Source organism: Erwinia magellanica, assembly GCF_039023495.1.
Classification (GTDB): Bacteria; Pseudomonadota; Gammaproteobacteria; order Enterobacterales; family Enterobacteriaceae; genus Erwinia.
The window spans coordinates 589,375-607,069 of sequence record NZ_JBCHVC010000001.1 but is presented as its reverse complement, the minus strand read 5'-3'; the positions used below and the strand labels follow the sequence as shown (position 1 = coordinate 607,069).

Annotated in this window: 16 protein-coding genes and 1 tRNA gene; 7 read left to right on the top strand and 10 right to left on the bottom strand. The window is 54.7% G+C overall.

What is annotated here, in order from left to right; genetic code table 11:
* Positions 1-81: 81 nt before the first annotated feature.
* The 5 genes from AAH450_RS02735 to AAH450_RS02715 all read right to left on the bottom strand — a co-directional run bounded on the left by AAH450_RS02735 (position 82) and on the right by AAH450_RS02715 (position 4,451).
* Positions 82-1,197 carry a branched-chain amino acid ABC transporter substrate-binding protein gene (locus AAH450_RS02735; RefSeq protein ID WP_342908799.1) on the bottom strand — a complete coding sequence of 372 codons (1,116 nt, stop codon included), beginning with the start codon at positions 1,195-1,197 and terminating at the stop codon, positions 82-84.
* 526 nt (positions 1,198-1,723) lie between these two features.
* Complete coding sequence (fsa, locus tag AAH450_RS02730; RefSeq protein ID WP_342908798.1) at positions 1,724-2,386, bottom strand: fructose-6-phosphate aldolase; 663 nt, start codon at positions 2,384-2,386, stop codon at positions 1,724-1,726.
* Positions 2,387-2,433: 47 nt separating this feature from the next.
* Positions 2,434-3,693 (bottom strand): PTS ascorbate transporter subunit IIC, encoded by a 1,260-nt coding sequence (locus tag AAH450_RS02725; protein WP_342908797.1) that lies wholly within the window; start codon positions 3,691-3,693, stop codon positions 2,434-2,436.
* Between the two features lie 10 nt (positions 3,694-3,703).
* Positions 3,704-3,991: a PTS sugar transporter subunit IIB gene (locus tag AAH450_RS02720; RefSeq protein WP_318791245.1), complete on the bottom strand. Its 288-nt coding sequence runs from the start codon at positions 3,989-3,991 to the stop codon at positions 3,704-3,706.
* Positions 3,992-4,007: 16 nt separating this feature from the next.
* A complete protein-coding gene (locus tag AAH450_RS02715; protein ID WP_342908796.1) occupies positions 4,008-4,451 on the bottom strand; it encodes a PTS sugar transporter subunit IIA in 444 nt (147 codons plus the stop codon).
* A gap of 221 nt (positions 4,452-4,672) precedes the next feature.
* Here AAH450_RS02715 and AAH450_RS02710 point away from each other — a divergent pair, with 221 nt between their 5' ends.
* Entirely contained in the window at positions 4,673-5,863 is a 1,191-nt protein-coding gene (locus AAH450_RS02710; RefSeq protein WP_342909556.1) for a LacI family DNA-binding transcriptional regulator, read from the top strand.
* Positions 5,864-5,914: 51 nt separating this feature from the next.
* On the opposite strand, the gene AAH450_RS02705 is transcribed toward AAH450_RS02710, so the two are convergent.
* Positions 5,915-7,036: a Gfo/Idh/MocA family protein gene (locus tag AAH450_RS02705; RefSeq protein ID WP_342908795.1), complete on the bottom strand. Its 1,122-nt coding sequence runs from the start codon at positions 7,034-7,036 to the stop codon at positions 5,915-5,917.
* Between the two features lie 291 nt (positions 7,037-7,327).
* Between AAH450_RS02705 and AAH450_RS02700 the strand changes: the two genes are divergently transcribed.
* From AAH450_RS02700 to AAH450_RS02685, 4 genes are all read left to right on the top strand, one after another.
* A tRNA-Asn gene (locus AAH450_RS02700) sits at positions 7,328-7,403 on the top strand.
* Between the two features lie 221 nt (positions 7,404-7,624).
* Entirely contained in the window at positions 7,625-7,972 is a 348-nt protein-coding gene (yajD, locus tag AAH450_RS02695) for an HNH nuclease YajD (RefSeq protein WP_342908794.1), read from the top strand.
* 267 nt (positions 7,973-8,239) lie between these two features.
* Positions 8,240-8,590 carry an ArsR/SmtB family transcription factor gene (locus AAH450_RS02690; protein WP_342908793.1) on the top strand — a complete coding sequence of 117 codons (351 nt, stop codon included), beginning with the start codon at positions 8,240-8,242 and terminating at the stop codon, positions 8,588-8,590.
* Positions 8,574-11,297, top strand: a complete 2,724-nt coding sequence (locus AAH450_RS02685) for a heavy metal translocating P-type ATPase (protein WP_342908792.1) — start codon at positions 8,574-8,576, stop codon at positions 11,295-11,297. Before AAH450_RS02690 ends, AAH450_RS02685 begins: the two co-directional genes overlap by 17 nt.
* Positions 11,298-11,486: 189 nt before the next feature.
* Here the strand turns inward: AAH450_RS02685 and AAH450_RS02680 are convergent, their stop codons facing one another.
* Together AAH450_RS02680 and AAH450_RS02675 are read right to left on the bottom strand one after the other, a co-directional pair.
* Positions 11,487-12,515, bottom strand: coding sequence for an alpha/beta hydrolase (locus AAH450_RS02680; protein WP_342908791.1), 1,029 nt, complete (start codon positions 12,513-12,515; stop codon positions 11,487-11,489).
* A 71-nt stretch (positions 12,516-12,586) separates the two neighbouring features.
* Entirely contained in the window at positions 12,587-13,783 is a 1,197-nt protein-coding gene (locus AAH450_RS02675) for an MFS transporter (protein WP_342908790.1), read from the bottom strand.
* A 235-nt stretch (positions 13,784-14,018) separates the two neighbouring features.
* Here AAH450_RS02675 and AAH450_RS02670 point away from each other — a divergent pair, with 235 nt between their 5' ends.
* Positions 14,019-14,918 (top strand): LysR family transcriptional regulator, encoded by a 900-nt coding sequence (locus tag AAH450_RS02670; RefSeq protein ID WP_342908789.1) that lies wholly within the window; start codon positions 14,019-14,021, stop codon positions 14,916-14,918.
* Between the two features lie 415 nt (positions 14,919-15,333).
* Here AAH450_RS02670 and AAH450_RS02665 read toward each other — a convergent pair whose 3' ends face one another.
* Together AAH450_RS02665 and AAH450_RS02660 are read right to left on the bottom strand one after the other, a co-directional pair.
* Positions 15,334-16,083 carry a carboxymuconolactone decarboxylase family protein gene (locus tag AAH450_RS02665; protein ID WP_463322694.1) on the bottom strand — a complete coding sequence of 250 codons (750 nt, stop codon included), beginning with the start codon at positions 16,081-16,083 and terminating at the stop codon, positions 15,334-15,336.
* A gap of 10 nt (positions 16,084-16,093) precedes the next feature.
* Positions 16,094-16,504: a (R)-mandelonitrile lyase gene (locus tag AAH450_RS02660; RefSeq protein WP_463322693.1), complete on the bottom strand. Its 411-nt coding sequence runs from the start codon at positions 16,502-16,504 to the stop codon at positions 16,094-16,096.
* A 212-nt stretch (positions 16,505-16,716) separates the two neighbouring features.
* On the opposite strand from AAH450_RS02660, the gene AAH450_RS02655 reads away from it, so the two are divergent.
* The gene (locus AAH450_RS02655; RefSeq protein WP_342908788.1) at positions 16,717-17,622 is read left to right on the top strand and encodes a LysR family transcriptional regulator; all 906 of its coding nucleotides are present in this window, start codon (positions 16,717-16,719) and stop codon (positions 17,620-17,622) included.
* Positions 17,623-17,695: the final 73 nt, after the last annotated feature.

Sequence of the window (17,695 nt, the reverse complement as noted above, 5' to 3'; positions counted from 1 at the left end):
GAAGTAGGCCAGCGCTGGCACTTCCCGCGCTGGCTTAACGTTTGCGATCTTCTGCCTGTGGGCAGAAAGGAGTGCCCGGGATTAAAGCTGGTGATACTTGCCTTTGTCGTCCCATTTATAGACCACATAGTCCGAGACTTTCAGGTCCCCCTTGCCATCCCACGCTTTCTGTCCCATTACCGTATCGACGCTGTGGCTCTTCAGCCACTCGCTGGCTTCTTCATTATCTTTACCTGCGCCGTTATAGGCGGCGGCAATTGCCTGGATAGAGGCGTAGGCGTAGAGGGTGTAGCCTTCCGGCTCAAAGCCGCCGGCGCGGAACTTCTCAATTACCGATTTACCCGCAGCAAGGGTGCGCGGGTCATTGCCAAAGGTCATCAGCACGCCGTTGGTATACTGAGGGCCGCCCGCCGCAGTGACCATCTCCTGGGTGACGATACAGTCGCCGGAGAAGAATTTGGCCTGTACGCCCTGCTCACGCATCTGGCGCACCAGCGGGCCGGCCTCCGGATGGCAGCCGCCGAAGTAAACCACATCAGGCTTGAGCGAGCCGATCTTGGTCACCAGCGCATTAAAATCTTTTTCTCCACGAGACAGCCCTTCATAGAGCACTTCTTTGGTGCCGCGTTTCTCCAGCGCGGCTTTGGTGGCGTCCGCCAGCCCCTGACCATAGGTATCTTTGTCGTGGATCACGACGATCTTCTTCGCCTTTAAAACGTCAAGCATGTAGTTAGCCGCAACCGTACCTTGCTGATCGTCGCGTCCGCACATGCGGAACATCCCTTTCATGTCGCGCTCGGTGATTTTCGGGTTGGTGGAGCCAGGCGTAATGGTCAGCACACCCGCTTCGTCATACACTTCTGATGCAGGCATGGTGGAGGAGGAGCAGAAATGGCCAACAACCGCTGAGACTTTGGACTCATCCACCAGCCGGTTAGCCACCGCTACAGCCTGCTTGGGTTCGCAGGCATCATCACCCTGCACCAGCACGATTTTCTCCCCCTTGATGCCGCCAGCCGCGTTGATATCCGCCACCGCCTGCGACGCCCCTTTCCAGTATTGCGCCCCGTAGGTGGCATTCGGGCCGGTAAACGGGCCTGCCACGCCAATCTTCACATCTGCCTGCGCAGAGAGCGCCGTACTCAAACAACCAGCTATGACAACCTGAAGGGGTAACTTAAGCAGTTTCAAAGACATTATGTATTCCTCAGCACTGTTCAGAACTAAACGCCGGCCAGCGGCGCGGGAAACATCATTGAGTGAGTCGAAAATCTGATAAGAAGCGGGCCGCGAACGGCTGGTAGTGAACAAGCAATAATCTCGCCATGATGGTGAGAAGCACCTGATTTCCTTAAAAGATGTGAAGTGACGCGGCGTAAGCTGCTGTTCTACGCTCTTTTCAGGAGGGCATTTTCCAGCGGCAAGCGTAACAGCCCTGACAAGGCTGACCGGGAAACGGGGTTTCCTGACCGGCCAGAGAGGTAAACATAGCTGCACTGCCTGTAGAGTGCGCACTGCGCTGGTGCAAAAATGCGGGAGGGATCAATAGAGTGGGGAATTTTTTACCGTGAATGTGAAGCAGCCGAAAAAAAACGGGCGCTTACGCTCCCGTTTATTCCGACGCTATAACTCAGGCACCGTGGCCACTCTGGCTTTACCGCCGCAACGGGCAATAGCGCCTTCAGCCAGGTTGCGCTTCCCTGCGCAACGATTGCGGTGACTATTACAGTGCCACTGCACCGTATGCTGCTGACCAGTCGTGATCAAAACGGTTTAACGCATCTTCCACCGCCGGATCCATCAGGAATAACTCTGCCACAGCAGGATCAACCGTAATGGCTTTACAGCCTGCCAGCATGCACTCCAGCACCTGCCGCGGCGTGCGGAAGCTGGCGGCCAGTACCTGAGTCTCGGGACAGTGCAGATCCACAAGCTTTTGCAGTTCGCGTACCAGACCAATCCCGTCACCGCCCTGACTGTCCAGACGATTCACATAGGGCGCAATATAGCTGGCCCCCGCCAGCGCGGCATAAAACCCCTGTCCGGCACCGTAAACGGCTGTACCTAGCGTGGGGATATCAAGCGCCCTGAGCTGTTTGATAGCCGAAAGTCCGGCGTGCGTCACCGGCACTTTCACCACCAGTGAAGGGATCGCCTCACGCAGCTTGTGTGCCTCTTCCACCATCTTTTCGGCATCGCGCCCCAGTACCTGGGCAAACAGCTGGCCTTCCGCGCCGATGGCCTCCTGCAACTCCTGTAGCACCGAATAAATGTCGCGTTTACCGCGCGCAACAATACTTGGATTAGTTGTAACGCCCTTAATGGGCAGCACGTTTGCCAGACGACGAACCACGGCCACATCTGCGGTATCTAAATAGAATTCCATTATTACCTCGTACATGTGCGGCGGAGAGTAAACTCCACCGCCGTGAGTTAGCGAACAATAATGCCCAGAAGGATGCCCAGCGCACCAAAATCGGAGTCGCTGAAGGTAGTGTTTGCCAGGCCAATACTGCCCAGCACCGGCAGCAGGAAGACCGGCAGGAAGGTGATCAGTAACCCATTGGTAAAGGCACCCAGTATTGCCCCACGGCGACCGCCGGTGGCATTACCAAAGACGCCAGCCGCTGCGCCGACAAAGAAGTGCGGCACCACGCCTGGGATTATCACCGTCATGTTCAGGAAGTAGAGAATGAACATGCCGAGCACACCCGCAACAAAGCTGCTGAGGAACCCTACCAGCACCGCGTTAGGCGCATAAGGGAAGACCACCGGGCAGTCCAGCGCCGGTTTGGCATTCGGAACCAGCTTGTCAGAGATCCCCTTAAACGCCGGAACGATCTCAGCGATGACCATCCGCACGCCCTGTAGCACGATATAGACGCCAGCCGCAAAGGTGATCGATTGCATCAGCGAGAACATAAACCAGTTTTTGCCCCCGGCATTCAGCTCTTTTACCGTCGCCGGGCCAGCAACCAGACAGGTGAAAATAAAGATAAAGAACATGGTGAAGGCGATCGCTACCGGCGTATCGCGCAGGAACAGAAGGCTTTTAGGCACATCCATATCTTCAGTGGACTTCTCTTTATTGCCGAATTTGCTGCCAATAAAGGCGGAGAGCAGCTGAGATATGGCCGAAAAATGCCCAAACGCCACATCGTCAGATCCGGTCACCTTTTTCATATAAGGGTGGATAATCGCCGGGAAGAAGACCATAGATACCCCCACCACCACGGAACCAACCGCAATCAGCGTGGCGCCTTTCATGCCAGCGGTCGCTAAGATCACCGCCACCATCATCGACATAAACAGCGTGTGGTGCCCCGTCAGGAAGATATATTTCCACGGCGTGAAGCGGGCAATGGCAATGTTAATCACCATGGCAAAGAACATGATCATCGCCATTTCTGTGCCAAAGTTCTTTTGCGCCACGGCCACGATAGCTTCGTTGTTCGGCACCACGCCGGCAATGCCGAAAGCGTGATGGAAAATTACCGCAAAATCACCGAGTGACGAGACGATCAGGCTGGCTCCGGCACCAAGGATCAGGAAGCCCATAATGGTTTTCACCGTGCCTTTGATGCACTCGGTAGCCGGTTTTTTCTGGGCGATTAACCCGATCAGCGCAATCAGACCTACCAGTATGGAAGGTTCTGACAGCACGTCACTCATTAAAAAACGGAAAAATTCCATTTATCAGTCCTTATAGTGCGCCCAGTTCGGTCAGTGCTGCGGATAACCGCGTTTTCATGTCAGCCTTGTCTACCATGTTTTTCAGCGACACGATTTTACCGTTTACCTGCTGAGCCTGTAGCTGCTCAGCAATATCACTGGTGCCCACGTAGATATCACTGGGGGTACTTTTCGCCGATCCCAAATCGACATGATCGACTTCCGCCGCCACGCCGAGATCTTTAACAATACTTTTAATGCTCATTTCCATCATCAGGCTGGTGCCCAGGCCATTTCCACAAACAACGGTGATTTTCATAAGATTTCCTCTGGGATTAATAACGTGAAATTACGGAAAGAATGGTGTTTATCTCTTTTGCTGCCATCAGCGTCGCGGTATCTTCTTCACAATCAAAGAGCGCGGCGAGTTGCGCGATAGCCTCGATATGGCTGTGGCTGTCTGTAGCGGCCAGCACAATCAGTAGTCGCACCGGGTCGTTACCTTCGGAATCAAAATTGACCCCTTCCTGAATCACCGTCAGGCTCAGCGCCAGCCGGTTTACGCCCTCTTCGGGACGAGCGTGCGGCATGGCGATACCGGGGCCGACAACGTAGTAAGGCCCGATAGCCTCATGGCTGCGGTAGATAGCCTCCAGATACTCTGGCTCAATAGCGCCGTTAGTTAACAGCGGCTCGCAGGCCAGGGCTATCGCCTCGCGCCACCCTTTACAGCTGGGATGAAGACGAATGACATCGGGTGTCAGTAAATCGGTCAGCATTGCAGGGTCACCTCGTTGAATGAGCCTGTGCAGCGTAGCGGTCGGGCTGCGAGAATAATGTGACGGGGATCTTAAAAGATAACGCTAACTGTTAGCGTTATCAGACTCTGTGATCGGGTTATCACAAGTGCGGCTTACGCTTGCTGTTTGACGCGCTGCACAGGCACACTTGCCGGATGAGGTATCGCGACGCGGGCCATGATGAAGTTGGAGAGAAGGAAATGCGCAAACGTCGTACCAGCGGCAGAGTGACGTTGCAGGATATTGCCGACTACGTTGGAGTAGGAACCATGACCGTTTCACGCGTGATGCGCACGCCGGAACTGGTCTCTGACAGCATACGCAGCAAGGTTGAACAGGCTGCGCGCTCGCTGGGCTACACGCCCAATCACGATGCCAGCGCCGTGGTGAAGAGCACCCAACGCGTAACGCTACAGGATGTCTCGCGCCATGCTGGCGTAGGCGTAATGACCGTCTCCAGAGCGCTGCGCGATCCGACGCTGGTGGCTGACAGCTCATTAAAGAAGATCAATGCGGCGATTGAGGCGTTGGGTTACGTCCCCAATGCCTCCGCCAGCGCGTTAGCGGCATCCCAGCCTAATACAGTGGCGGTGCTCTACCCCTTCCAGCAGGATCGCGCCAGCGCCCGTTTTTTGCAGGCGCTTCAGAACACCGTCAGCAAACAGCAGTTTGAACTGGTGATGGCTTGCCATGAATACCATCAGCATGGCGAAGCCAGGATTGTGCAGAAGCTGTTGCAGAATCGCCCGGCGGCGCTGGTCCTGCTTGGCGCACCGCTCTCCAGCCAGACGCTGGAAATCATCGGGGCTGCTGAACTGGTGACGGTAAACGTCGGCGGTGCAGAAGCCTTTAATGCTGATATCTCTCTTGATCTGGCATTTACGGAAGCCGCAGAGCGGCTGACGCTAAAACTGCTGGCAGCGGGTTACCGAAAGATTGCCTATATTGGTGCGCATACTGATAACCGCCTTCAGAAACAGCAGCTTAACGGCTGGCGCAAAGCCATGCTTGCCCAGTACCAGAATGCCGATCTGATCCGCACCGTGCCGGATGCGCCCAGCCTGCAATTTGGGCGTTACGCCATGAGCGAGCTGCTGCAAAGCCATCCCGATATGGATGCCGTGATTTGCAGCCATGAAGAGATCGCTTTTGGCATTCTTCACGAGTGCCAGCGCCGCTTGCTGAAAGTGCCTTATGACCTGGCCGTGGCTTGCCTGGAAGGCTCTGCTGACTGCGATCACACCTTCCCGACCCTGACCGCAATGCGCCTGGATTATGCTGCGCTGGGTCAGCAAGTTGGCGAGCGGCTGATGAGCATGCTGGAAGCTACCCAGACAGAGCCGCTGGTTGAGCGCATCAATTACACCCTTGAATGGCGCGCCAGCACCTGAAGGCTTATTTGCCTGGCCTGCCTGGGAGCCTTACATCTCTTTGCCTTTCTGTTAAACCCCGATCCAGCGGCGCTCCAGGGCGGAAATGGCGATGGCTTCCAGCACTTTTGAAACCTGCAACCCTTCGGCAAAATCTGGCCACATGCGATCGCCAGCGGCGATGCCGTTGATCAGGTCACGGATCTCAACGGTTTTCTGGTCATTAAAGCCAATGCCATGCCCCGCCGAAACACAGAAACTGGCATAGTCAGGATGAGCCGGGCCGGTGAGGATAGTTTTGAACCCCTGGCGCCCGGCAGGATCGTCATGGCTGTAAAGCTCCAGCTCTGCCATCCGCTCCTGGGTATAGCGCAGGGTTCCTTTCGTGCCGGTGACCACGTAGGTCAGCCCCATTTTACTGCCGCAGGCGATACGTGAAGTTTCAATCACGCCGTGCGCCCCGTTGGTAAAACGCAGCAGCGCGCTGGCCTGATCTTCGTTTTCCACATCACGCAGCCGGGAGGGATCTTCAGGGTCCGGGCGCTGCTTTATCACCGTCAGCGTGTCGCCGGATACCTCACTGATATTCCCCACCAGGAAGTGCGCCATATTGACGATATGCGCGCCCAAATCCCCTAATGCACCCAGTCCGGCCAGCGCCTTCTGGCAGTGCCAGTCGAGCGGCGTGCTGGGGTTTGCCAGATAATCTTCGTTATGGGTACCGTAAAAATGCACCACTTCGCCAATTTCTCCGCGGGCGATGATCTCCTTTGCCAGCTGACTGGTGGGATTTTTCATATAGTTAAAGCCCACCAGCGTTTTTACCCCCGCCGCTTCTGCTGCTCGGGTCATCTCTTCGGCATCTGCCACATCCAGCGCCAGCGGCTTTTCGGAATAGACATGCTTACCGTGACGGATCGCCTCCAGCGCCATCTCTTTGTGCAGAAAGTTGGGTGCGCAGATATCCACAACATCAATCTCAGGATCGGCCACCAGCTCACGCCAGTCGCCCGTCGATCGGTTAAACCCCAGCAATGCAGCCTGCTGCTTCGCCACCGCCGGATTCACCTCCGCCACCATTTCCCGCACGATCTCCCCCTTCAGCGAAAAAACTGTAGAAGCCTGTGCGTAAGCAATTGCGTGGCAGCGTCCGATATAGCCGGTGCCAATCAGTCCAATTCTGACCTTTTCCATTGTGGTTCCTTGCAGGTGAGCGAAGCGCGTGCATGGAATGTATATTTCAAAATAAGGGGCGACAATCAAAAAATGAAATAAACGTGATCATTCTGACGAAAGTATCTGCAATGCTTGTCGTCATCTGCTCCAGCTATGCGGGGCCTTTCGCACACAACGGCGAAGATAAACTTGCCCCAACCTGAGGAAATTTCAACAAAATGCTGCTTTATTCAGCAGTCAGTAAAAAAGGTGCATTCAGCCTTTGACATCCATCAGCCCTCTGGATATTATGCGCCCCGTTCCAACAATTCCTCTGTAGTTCAGTCGGTAGAACGGCGGACTGTTAATCCGTATGTCACTGGTTCGAGTCCAGTCAGAGGAGCCAAATTAAAGAAAGCTGATATCGCAAGATATCGGCTTTTTTGTTTTTTCATTTCCGCCAGCTTTTCCGCCTCTCCGACCCGCACGTTCCCTGCCTGATTAACAGAGAGGCGGGTGATTGGTGGCTGTCATCGTCACCGCCGCAATGTTCTCCTTCTGTTCCGTTTTGGGATATATTGGGGGCACTCTGGTAAAATTATCTCCTGATAACAGGTAACAACGGCAATGGCTCTGATCCCAAAAAACTACACGCGGCTGGAAAGCGGCTACCGTGAGAAAGCGTTAAAAATCTATCCATGGGTATGTGGGCGCTGTTCGCGGGAGTTTGTTTATTCAAACCTGCGTGAATTAACGGTTCACCATATCGATCACGATCATACCAATAACCCGGAAGATGGCAGTAACTGGGAGTTGTTATGCCTTTATTGTCATGATCATGAACACTCCAAGTACACTGAAGCTGACCAGTACGGCACAAGGGTGGTGGCTGGTGAGGATGCGCAAAATGATATTGATGCAGCTACCTATAATCCTTTTGCCGATTTAAAGTCGATGCTTAATAAAAAGAAATAATGTCAGAGACTTCAGCTTCTGCCTGTGAGTTCAACGGGGCGAAGCCACGCTATCCTTAAACAAGGATAGCGTTCCCGGATCCCCAAAACCCCCTCTTTGTTTGCCTTGCCTGCCTCTCATCTGGCCTTCCCCTGCCGGCAGGAACGTTGTCATGTCTGTGGATTAACCTGGCCGGCTGCGGTTCAGGAAACTTAGCATATGCATCCTGGCTGTTTATATCAGTGCCTGCTAATATATGTCATATTAATCCTCACTGATATAAGAGCCATGGCTGAAATCCTCGATCCCAAAATTAAGTTTCTCCGCGGTGTGGCGGAGAAAACCCGCCTGACTATTCTGCTGACCCTGCGTGAGGGCGAAAAAACCGTCAATGAAATCACTGCGCTCACCGGCGGCACCCAGTCCAATATTTCACAGCATCTTGCCTGTCTGAAGGGCTGCGGGATTATCAGCCGCCGTCAGGAGGGAAAATATTGTTTTTACGCGCTGTCCGGCCCGCACATGCTGGACTTTCTGAACATGCTGGACGTCCTGATGGATGAGATCGGCTGCGATGTGGCCTGCTGCGCTATGAATGCATCACTGGTGCCGGGAGAAAAAGATGAACAGGAAGCCTGATTTTAAGGGCGGTAAACCTGGCCCGATATCCGCCGCCAGACCTGTGATTTTTTCCGGCGCCCCAACAGTGACCGGTCTGAAGCCGCTGCAACCGGTTAAGAAAGAAGAGCAGCCAGGCGTTTGTGAGGATAATTGCTGTGCGCCCTCTTCGCCTGCCGTGCGCTTTACGCCGGTAAGCAGCACAACTGGCCCGGCAAAGGTTTTACGTCCCCTCGCCATGCCGCCTGCGGCCCCACTCTGTGAGGCTGACTGTTGCGCACCCCAACCCGCCATCCGTGAGGACTCATGCCGTGAAGCCTGCTGCGCGCCAGCGGCGGAATCAGTGGCGGTCGCCCCAGGCTGCTGTGCTGACAAAGAGTGCAGCAGCAGCGCCGCGTCTCCGGCAGAGGCTGTGGCAACCAGGCCTGTCACCCGACTGGATTATCGCGTCGGCGGCATGGACTGCCCCTCCTGTGCTGCCACTATCGTGCGTAAGGTGACGCAGATGAGCGGCGTATCTGCCTGCGATGTGAACTTCAGCGCCGGAACCATGCTGGTTGAACTGAGCCAGCCAGATGTTCGTCCGGGCGTGGAAAAAGCCGTACAGCAGCTCGGGTTTACGCTGGACGCAGAGCGCCATAATGATGCAGATAACTATCTTATTCAGGGGATGGACTGCGCTGCCTGTGCGGTCACTATTGAAAAGCACCTGCTGAAAACGCCTGGTGTGGAGGCGGCAGATGTCAGCTTTGCCACCGGACGCCTGTCGGTCCGGCATCAGCTGACGCCTGAGCAGATCATCAGCGAGGTAAAAAAAGCGGGTTATCAGGCGCAGCAGCTTTCAGAAGCGGCCCCTCTGGTGAAAACGGGTCGTTTCGGCGGCCTGGGCGCGCTGGTGATTTCCGGCGTGGCGCTGGCCGCGGGCTTTTTGTTCTCGCATCTGCCTGTGCATCCGCTTATTCCGGTCCTGCTGTATGCGTTGTCGATTATTGCCGGTGGGTTAAAGCCGTTTCGCAGTGCCTGGTATGCCATCCTCAGCCGCTCGCTGGATATGAATGTGCTGATGTCTGCTGCCGCGCTGGGAGCAGCAATTATCGGTCAGTGGATTGAAGGCGCAAGCGTGGTGTTTCTGTTCTCTCTCGGCACCGCGTTACAGACGCGCAGCATCGAAAAAACGCGCAACTCCATCCGCAGCCTGATGGCGCTGGCACCGGAAACAGCCACTGTTCGCCGCAACGGTGAGTGGGTCAGCACGCCCGTGTCGCAGGTGCAGCCCGGCGACATTATGCTGGTGAAGCCTGCCGACCGCCTGGCGCTCGACGGCGAGGTCGTCAGCGGTGAATCGGGTGTGAACCAGGCCCCCATTACCGGCGAGTCCATTCCCGTGGACAAAGCGCCAGGTGACGATGTCTACGCAGGCAGCATTAACCATAATGGCGTGCTGGAAGTGCGGGTGAGCCGTCCGGCCTCGGATACCGCCCTGGCCCGTATCATTCATATGGTTGAGGATGCGCAAAACCGTAAGTCCCCGACGCAGAGTTTCGTTGAGCGTTTTTCTGCCATCTATACGCCGGTGGTGTTTGTGGTAGCGCTGCTGATTATGGTGCTGCCGCCGGTGCTGGGTGTGGGAAGCTGGGCCGACTGGTTCTATCGCGGGCTGGAACTGCTGGTCGTCGCCTGTCCCTGTGCGCTGGTTATCTCAACGCCGGTTGCCATCGTATCCGCCATCGGCAATGCGGCACGGCACGGTATTCTGGTCAAAGGCGGTATTACGCTGGAAAAACTGGGCAGCATCCGCGCGCTGGCGTTTGATAAAACCGGCACGCTGACCGAGGGCAAACCGCGTGTCACCGGCTGGCAGGTCTTCGGTGGCGATCCTGCACAACTGCTTGATATTGCCCTGAGTATTGAGACCCACTCCACCCATCCGCTGGCGGCGGCAGTCAGTGCCTGGGCGCGTGAACAGGGTGCAAAAAGTCTGGATGTCTCATCCCGACAGGTCATTCCCGGTAAAGGTGCTGTTGCCACGCTGGAGGGCACTCTCTGGCAGGCGGGTAATGAAAAGCTGTTTGCGTGCGTTGAGTTCCCGCCGGAAATCCGCAGTGCGCTGGATGAGATGAAAAATCGGGGTGCATCCCTGGTGCTGCTGGGGACAGAGAATGCGGTCTGTGGCGTATTTGCCATTTCCGATGCCATCCGCGCCACTACTTTAAGCGCGCTTAAAGAGCTGCGTACCGAGGGCATGACGCACACGCTGATGCTGACCGGCGACAATGAGGGTACCGCACGCACTATCGCCGCGCAGGCGGGGGTGGATAGCTGGCGTTCAGAACTGCTGCCGGAAGATAAGGTCAGCGTGATTGAGGAGTGGCAGCAGAAAGGTCTGCGCATTGCCATGGTGGGTGATGGTATCAATGATGCTCCGGCGCTGGCTGCGGCAGATATCGGCATCGCTATGGGGGGTGCCGGTACAGATTCTGCGATAGAGACCGCAGATGTGGTGCTGATGTCAGACAGGCTGGAGCAGTTGCCGCACGCCTTTGCTCTGAGCAGACTCACGGCAACCATCATCCGTCAGAATATTATCTTCTCTCTGGCTATTAAGGTTGTGGCGCTGTCGCTGATTTTCCCCGGCTGGCTGACGTTGTGGATGGCCGTGCTCAGCGATACCGGCGCAGCTTTACTGGTTACCCTCAACAGTCTGCGCCTGCTGCGTTTTCTGCGCTGAACTCTTTAGCGACAGTGGCAGGCGGAGTCAGGAACTGCTGACTCTGCCTGCCATTCACAGCATGCTCAGAGGCGGCGTTAAACATTTTCCGGCGTATTTTTTAACGCTCTTTTTATCAACCGCCCGGTGTTTTCCGGGCGGGAGTGATAACTGATTAACGGGCAGGCAATTAACTTTACTCCATTGGCTCTATTTCAGATTGGCTTTGTAAAAAGCAGTCAGCTTGTCAAAAGGGATCAAATCAGTGCGGTCGTACAGGTCAACATGGCCTGCACCCGGCACGATATAAAGCTCTTTCGGTTGGCCTGCTCGTTTATAAGCATCTTCACTGAACTCTTTCGAATGTGCCCGATCGCCAGTAATAAACAACATCGGACGCGGAGAGATGGTTTCAATATCGTTGAACGGATAAAAGTTCATAAACTTCACGTTACTGGTCAGCGTCGGGTGCGTTGTTAATTCAGGCGAGGAACCTTTGGGGGTAAACTCACCGCGCGGCGTACGATAAAAGTCGTAGAACTCTTTCTGAATGGGATGAGTATTCTCGTCGATTTTATCTACCGTTCCGCTGGTATATTCGGTTTTGCCGCCGGTGAACTCGACATAACGTTGCTCAGCTGCATCCGCGATAATTTTTTTACGCTGCTCCAGAGTTAAAGAGTGATGAAGTGCGTTACGGTTGACCGAACCCATGTCGTACATACTGACAGTGGCAATGGCCTTCATGCGGGGATCTATTTTCGCTGCGCTTATAACGAAACTGCCGCTGCCGCAGATCCCCAGAACGCCAATGCGATTTTTATCTATGTCAGATCGCGTGCCAAGATAATCCACCGCCGCGCTGAAATCCTCCGCATAGATATCCGGCGAGACGGCATTGCGTGGCTGTCCGTCGCTTTCTCCCCAGAAGGAGAGATCGATGGCAAGGGTAACAAACCCCTGCTCAGCCAGCTTCTGGGCATACAGGCTGGCGCTCTGCTCTTTTACTGCTCCCATCGGATGGCCGACGATAATCGCCGGCATTTTTGCCTGCCGACCGCTGTTTTCAGGAATATATAAATTCCCGGTGACATTCATCTGATACTGATTTTTAAAGGTTACTTTTTGATGAGTCACCTTATCGCTTTGATAAAAATTATCTGCCCCGTTTGTTTTATCGGCTGCGGTAGCAGTAAAGGAAGTCACTATCAGCCCTAAAAGCATGGTAAATATTTTCATTTAAATATCCTCATGGTGAGACCTGCGGAAATAACATTTTCAGAAAAATAATTGCGCCAGCTCTGCTGCCGTCAGGCCCGATGAGTGGCCTCTTTACGGGATGTCAGGAACGCAAGGAGGGCAGCCACAACCAGTAAAATAGCGCTGAGGATGAAAGCGGTCTGCCAGCCGCTGTGATCGAAAGCCAGCCCGCCAGCTGTCGATCCGAGAGCAATAGAAAGTTGGATCACGGCAACCATTAACCCACCGCCTGCTTCAGCATCGTCCGGCAGCGTCCGGGTTATCCATGACCACCATCCAACCGGCGCGGCGGTGGCGACCAGCCCCCAGAGTGCGAGCAGTGGAATAACGGCGCTGAGGTGATGGCCTGTTACGATCAGACCTGTGACAATCACGGTCATCAGCAGAGGGATGACGATCAGCGTCGGGTAGAAAGCGCGACGCAGCACAGTGCTGATCAGCAACGTACCGATAAAACCGGCAATACCAATAAGCAGCAGTACCAGCGACAGTGTGGACACGCTGACCTGCGTAACGGTTTCCAGGAACGGACGCACATAGGTGAAAAGTGCAAACTGGCCCATAAAAAAGAGTCCGCAGGCGGTCATTCCTGCTGCTACCAGCGGATTGCCGAGCAGCCGGAAAACATTCTTAGTCTTTTTCTCCTGCTTCTCAGAAGCCATAGAAGGAAGAGTGACCCACTGCCAGATAAAGGCGATCAGCGCGATCGGGGCAAGACAAAGGAAAGCGCCACGCCAGCCCATTACAGAGCCAAGATAGCTGCCAAGCGGCGCAGCAATCACTGTAGCCAGCGCGTTGCCGCTGTTGAAAATAGCCAGCGCACGCGGCACCTGATTTTCAGGCACCAGACGGATCGCCGTCGCCGCTGACAACGACCAGAATCCGCCAATCACCACGCCGATAAGCGCCCGGCCAGTCATATAAGTCAGGTAGTCAGGGGCAAGCGCAACCACCACGCCTGAGAGGGCCATTAACACGGTCAGTCCCAGCAGCAGTGCCTTGCGGTTAAGACTGCCGGAAAGTGCTGACACAGACAGACTGGTTAATACCGCAAGCGCCCCCGAGATGGCGATGCCCTGGCCGGCCTGCCCCTCGCTGACACCAAGATCGTGGGAAATCGGACTCAGCAGACTGACTGGCATAAATTCGGACGCAACCAGCGTAAACACACACAGTGTCATTGCCAGCACACCGCCCCAGTGGGCGGCAGGCTGATGGTCCAGAGTATTGTTCGCAAGTGAAGACATTACGTTTACCTTTTTCTTAGCCGCCTCTGAATTCAGGCCAGCCGGATGCCTGTTTTTATTCCGGTGAATAAAAAACAGTAAGAGTAAAAATTATCGGGAAAGCCGGACGGTCGTTTTTTCACGACGCCGGTAAAACTGACTGATGTGAATTCTACAGGCATGGCGTATGCTTAACCGCTAATAGATTCTTAATAGCTTTATAAGTAAAATTTATAAATGATGCGGGAAAGTGGTGATGAAGCGTAATTTTAATGACCTGATGGCTTTTATTACGGTAGCGCGCGAGGGGAGCTTTACCCGCGCAGCTGCGCAGCTGGGGGTGACGCAGCCAGCGCTCAGCCAGGCCATTACCGGGCTGGAAAATCGGCTGAAAATCCGCCTTCTTACGCGCACCACACGCAGTGTTTCGCTGACCGCTGCCGGAGAGCGGTTGCTACTGGCGATTGGCACCCGCTTTGATGAAATTGAATCCGAGCTGGATATGCTCACTGAACTGCGCGATAAACCGGCAGGAACGGTGCGGATTACCTGCGGCCCCAGCGTACTCCATACCATTTTATTGCCCAAACTGGCCCCGCTACTGCGCGCCTATCCCGACATCAAACTGGAATTTGATGCCAACCACGGCTTTCGTAATATCGTTGCCGACAGGTTTGATGCCGGAGTCCGTCTGGGAGATACCATCGACAAAGATATGATTGCAGTCTCTATCGGGCCACAGTTACGGATGGCTGCGGCGGCCTCGCCTGAATATTTTGCTGCTCATCCCGTTCCCCTCACCCCGAAAGATCTTGTTCATCACAACTGCATCAATATGCGGATGACCAGTTCGGGCGGGATTTATGTGTGGGAATTCGATAATAAAGACGGGCCGGTAAACGTGCGCGTTGAGGGCCAGCTGACATTTAATACCACGGCGCATATGACTGATGCCGCCCTTGCCGGGCTGGGAATAGCCTTTTTACCCGAGGAGGAGTTTGGTACGCATATCGCAGAAGGTCGTCTGATCCGCGTGCTGGAAGAGTGGTGCGAACCTTTTCCGGGATATTATCTTTACTATCCCAGCAGGAAACAGCCTTCCCCGGCGTTTTCACTGGTTCTGGATGCGCTTCGAAGAAAGAGAGAAGGAGATTAACGCCGCTGAAGGATCTGATCGGAGCGTAAGCTACGCTGGTTGTCACCGGCAGGCTGAACCCGCCTGCGGATACAAGCAGAACCAGTGATAAAGATGCCCGGCAGAGGTAAGCGCTGACGCATGAACGGACAGCCCGGATCCCTGCATCAGATATTTATGGCATCAGTTGGCAGTAAAACCGCCCTCAACGGGTAAGCCAATACCCATTAAACCAGAGCAAGGCAGCAGCGGCTTCGTTGAGCCGCCGGGGCGGTTTATGACCTGCGCCGTCCAGGGCTTCTTTCCGGGTTTCCCTTCTGGAAGAGACCACCGGCGTTAACAGGTTCATCACCCTGATAATTTGGTGATCAGGCTGCTGTTCCGGCAGCAGAACAGCACTTACCCTGGTCTTCCACCTGCGGAGCAGAGGCGCATATTAATCAGCGCCTACAGAATCGAGTGCCACTCGCAGGCGTTCCGCAGTACTTTTTTCACCTTTTTCTTCGAAAAGCGGGATAAGCCCGGCGAGCTGAGAATAAGTAAGTCCTGTGTTCATACTTATACTCAGATGGGCTTTCAGCTGAGACTCCACGCCGCTCATGCCTGCCAGCGCGCCTACTGTAGCCAGCTCACGACTTTTCCAGTCAAGGTTATCGCGGGCAAAGATATCCCCAAACAGATGCACCTTCAGATAGCGATCGATAGCAGGGGCAAAGTCGAAAAGAGGCCCTTTTACAAGGCTGCCAACCAGCGATGTCTGGTTTCGGGTACCGACAGCGAGCATCTCATCAGGCTCTGGCAGCGGTCGCGGCGGATTGCCTTCAGCATCTTCAATTCCCTTCTCTCTGCGGGCATCAACGACCTTCATCAACTCACCCAGCGCGTTCAGGCTGCGGGGAAAGCCGGCATAAGCGTAAAGCTGGACCAGCACTTCCCGGCAGTCAGTGACGGTCAGCCCTGAATCTAAACCCTGCTGAAGGGCAGCGCTGAGTTGAGCCATATCGCCTGTCGCAGCATACATTGCAATAACCGCGATATGCTTTTGTTGCAGCGTCAGGGGTTGCATCTGCTGTTGATTCATCATTTTATTTCTCTCTACAGAAGGTTCAGAGGTCTCTGCGGCATAGCTGACGGGAGCCGCCAGCGCAGCGCAGAAGAGCAGCGCAGAATTAATGCCTCGCCTCATCTTGTTATCCTCAGGACTTTTCAGGTGATGCGTACTGCTCGTCGCTTACCTTTTCCATCCAGTCGACAACTTTACCTTCCTGCGCCTCGGCAATAGCGATATGCGACATGCTTGTTTCAGGCGCTGCACCGTGCCAGTGCTTCACGCCTGCGGGTATCCACACAATATCTCCGGGCCGGATTTCGCGTGCGGCTCCGCCCCACTCCTGCACAAGACCCAAACCGGCAGTGACAATCAGCGTCTGGCCGAGCGGATGCGTATGCCAGGCCGTGCGGGCAGAGGGTTCAAAGGTAACGGTTGCTCCACCTACGCGGGCAGGTTCAGTACCCTGAAACGGGGAGTCAATACGGACCGTTCCGGTGAAATATTCCGCCGGGCCTTTAACAGAGGGTTTTGCTCCACTTTGCATTACGGTAATCATGGGTAAGTGCTCCTTTGAATGAACAGCTGAAACAGAAAGCGCAAGGGAGATAGCAACAGCGGCAAGTCTCTTCATACGAACTCCGTTTGTCAGTGGGGTGAAATAAGCCAGGGAGAGATGTCCTGCCTGTTAATACGACATTCAGTTTAGAACTAAAGGGATTGGTTGATAAGATGGCCAAATGTGAATGCGTATGTGCACAGGATGCAACAATGAGTTATGAAAATCTGAACGATCTGCGCGCCTTTCTGATTGTGGCGCGTGAGAGTAATTTTACCCGTGCAGCCGCTCAGCTCGGTATGTCCCGCTCAGGCCTCAGCCACGCTATTACGGCTCTGGAGGCGCGGCTTGGCGTCAGGTTACTGACGCGCACCACGCGCAGTGTTTCGCTGACGCAGGCGGGTATGCGTCTTTATAACAGGTTGCAGCCAATGCTAAGTGAGCTGGACAGTGAACTGGCTTCTCTTCGCGCTCTGAGTGAGAAACCGGCAGGGATTGTACGGATTACCGCACACGATCATGCCATTGCCTCTGTGCTCTGGCCGCGACTCCAGGCCCTGCTGAAGCACTATCCGGAGATTCAGGTCGAGCTGAGCGTTGACTATGCGCTGACTGATATCGTGGCACAACAGTTTGATGCCGGCGTCCGGGTAGGCAATATCGTGGATAAAGATATGATCGCCGTAAGGATCGGGCCTGACTTTCATATGGCGGTGGTCTGCTCGCCGGACTACCTTAACGGAAAAAAACGGCCTGAAATACCCGGTGATTTAACGGCGCATCTGTGTATTAACCTGAGACTGCCGACACGCGGAGGGCTTTACGCATGGGACTTTGAGAAAGACGAAAAAAAGTTATCTGTGCGAGTGCAGGGACAGACTGTTTTTAACAATACCTATCTTATGCTACAGGCCGCATTGGACGGCATGGGTTTTGCCTATATTCCACTGGATCTGGCGCAAAGCTATATTGCATCGGGAGAGTTAACAGCGGTGCTTGAAGAGTGGTGGCCCCATTTTCCGGGCTATCATCTTTATTACGCCAACCGGCGCCAGATGGCCCCGGCACTGGCTGAAGTTATCAGTGCGTTGCGATACCCGCAAAGAGAAGCAGAGTGATGACTCCGTAACGCTCTTAAGGGGAGGATTGCTGCCCTAAAAGGGATCTGTAACAGGTCAGGGAAGGCGAACT

What these genes read in the sequence shown, in the direction of transcription:
- AAH450_RS02715 (WP_342908796.1), bottom strand. Translation starts at nt 4,451, where the DNA reads ATGCTGACCGATTTACTGACACCCGATGTCATTCGTCTTCATCCCAGC.
- AAH450_RS02705 (WP_342908795.1), bottom strand. Translation starts at nt 7,036, where the DNA reads ATGGAAAAGGTCAGAATTGGACTGATTGGCACCGGCTATATCGGACGC.
- AAH450_RS02735 (WP_342908799.1), bottom strand. Translation starts at nt 1,197, where the DNA reads ATGTCTTTGAAACTGCTTAAGTTACCCCTTCAGGTTGTCATAGCTGGT.
- AAH450_RS02670 (WP_342908789.1), top strand. Translation starts at nt 14,019, where the DNA reads ATGAAGCGTAATTTTAATGACCTGATGGCTTTTATTACGGTAGCGCGC.
- fsa (WP_342908798.1), bottom strand. Translation starts at nt 2,386, where the DNA reads ATGGAATTCTATTTAGATACCGCAGATGTGGCCGTGGTTCGTCGTCTG.
- AAH450_RS02655 (WP_342908788.1), top strand. Translation starts at nt 16,717, where the DNA reads ATGAGTTATGAAAATCTGAACGATCTGCGCGCCTTTCTGATTGTGGCG.
- yajD (WP_342908794.1), top strand. Translation starts at nt 7,625, where the DNA reads ATGGCTCTGATCCCAAAAAACTACACGCGGCTGGAAAGCGGCTACCGT.
- AAH450_RS02710 (WP_342909556.1), top strand. Translation starts at nt 4,673, where the DNA reads ATGCGCAAACGTCGTACCAGCGGCAGAGTGACGTTGCAGGATATTGCC.
- AAH450_RS02665 (WP_463322694.1), bottom strand. Translation starts at nt 16,083, where the DNA reads ATGAGGCGAGGCATTAATTCTGCGCTGCTCTTCTGCGCTGCGCTGGCG.
- AAH450_RS02680 (WP_342908791.1), bottom strand. Translation starts at nt 12,515, where the DNA reads ATGAAAATATTTACCATGCTTTTAGGGCTGATAGTGACTTCCTTTACT.
- AAH450_RS02675 (WP_342908790.1), bottom strand. Translation starts at nt 13,783, where the DNA reads ATGTCTTCACTTGCGAACAATACTCTGGACCATCAGCCTGCCGCCCAC.
- AAH450_RS02690 (WP_342908793.1), top strand. Translation starts at nt 8,240, where the DNA reads ATGGCTGAAATCCTCGATCCCAAAATTAAGTTTCTCCGCGGTGTGGCG.
- AAH450_RS02720 (WP_318791245.1), bottom strand. Translation starts at nt 3,991, where the DNA reads ATGAAAATCACCGTTGTTTGTGGAAATGGCCTGGGCACCAGCCTGATG.
- AAH450_RS02685 (WP_342908792.1), top strand. Translation starts at nt 8,574, where the DNA reads ATGAACAGGAAGCCTGATTTTAAGGGCGGTAAACCTGGCCCGATATCC.
- AAH450_RS02725 (WP_342908797.1), bottom strand. Translation starts at nt 3,693, where the DNA reads ATGGAATTTTTCCGTTTTTTAATGAGTGACGTGCTGTCAGAACCTTCC.
- AAH450_RS02660 (WP_463322693.1), bottom strand. Translation starts at nt 16,504, where the DNA reads ATGATTACCGTAATGCAAAGTGGAGCAAAACCCTCTGTTAAAGGCCCG.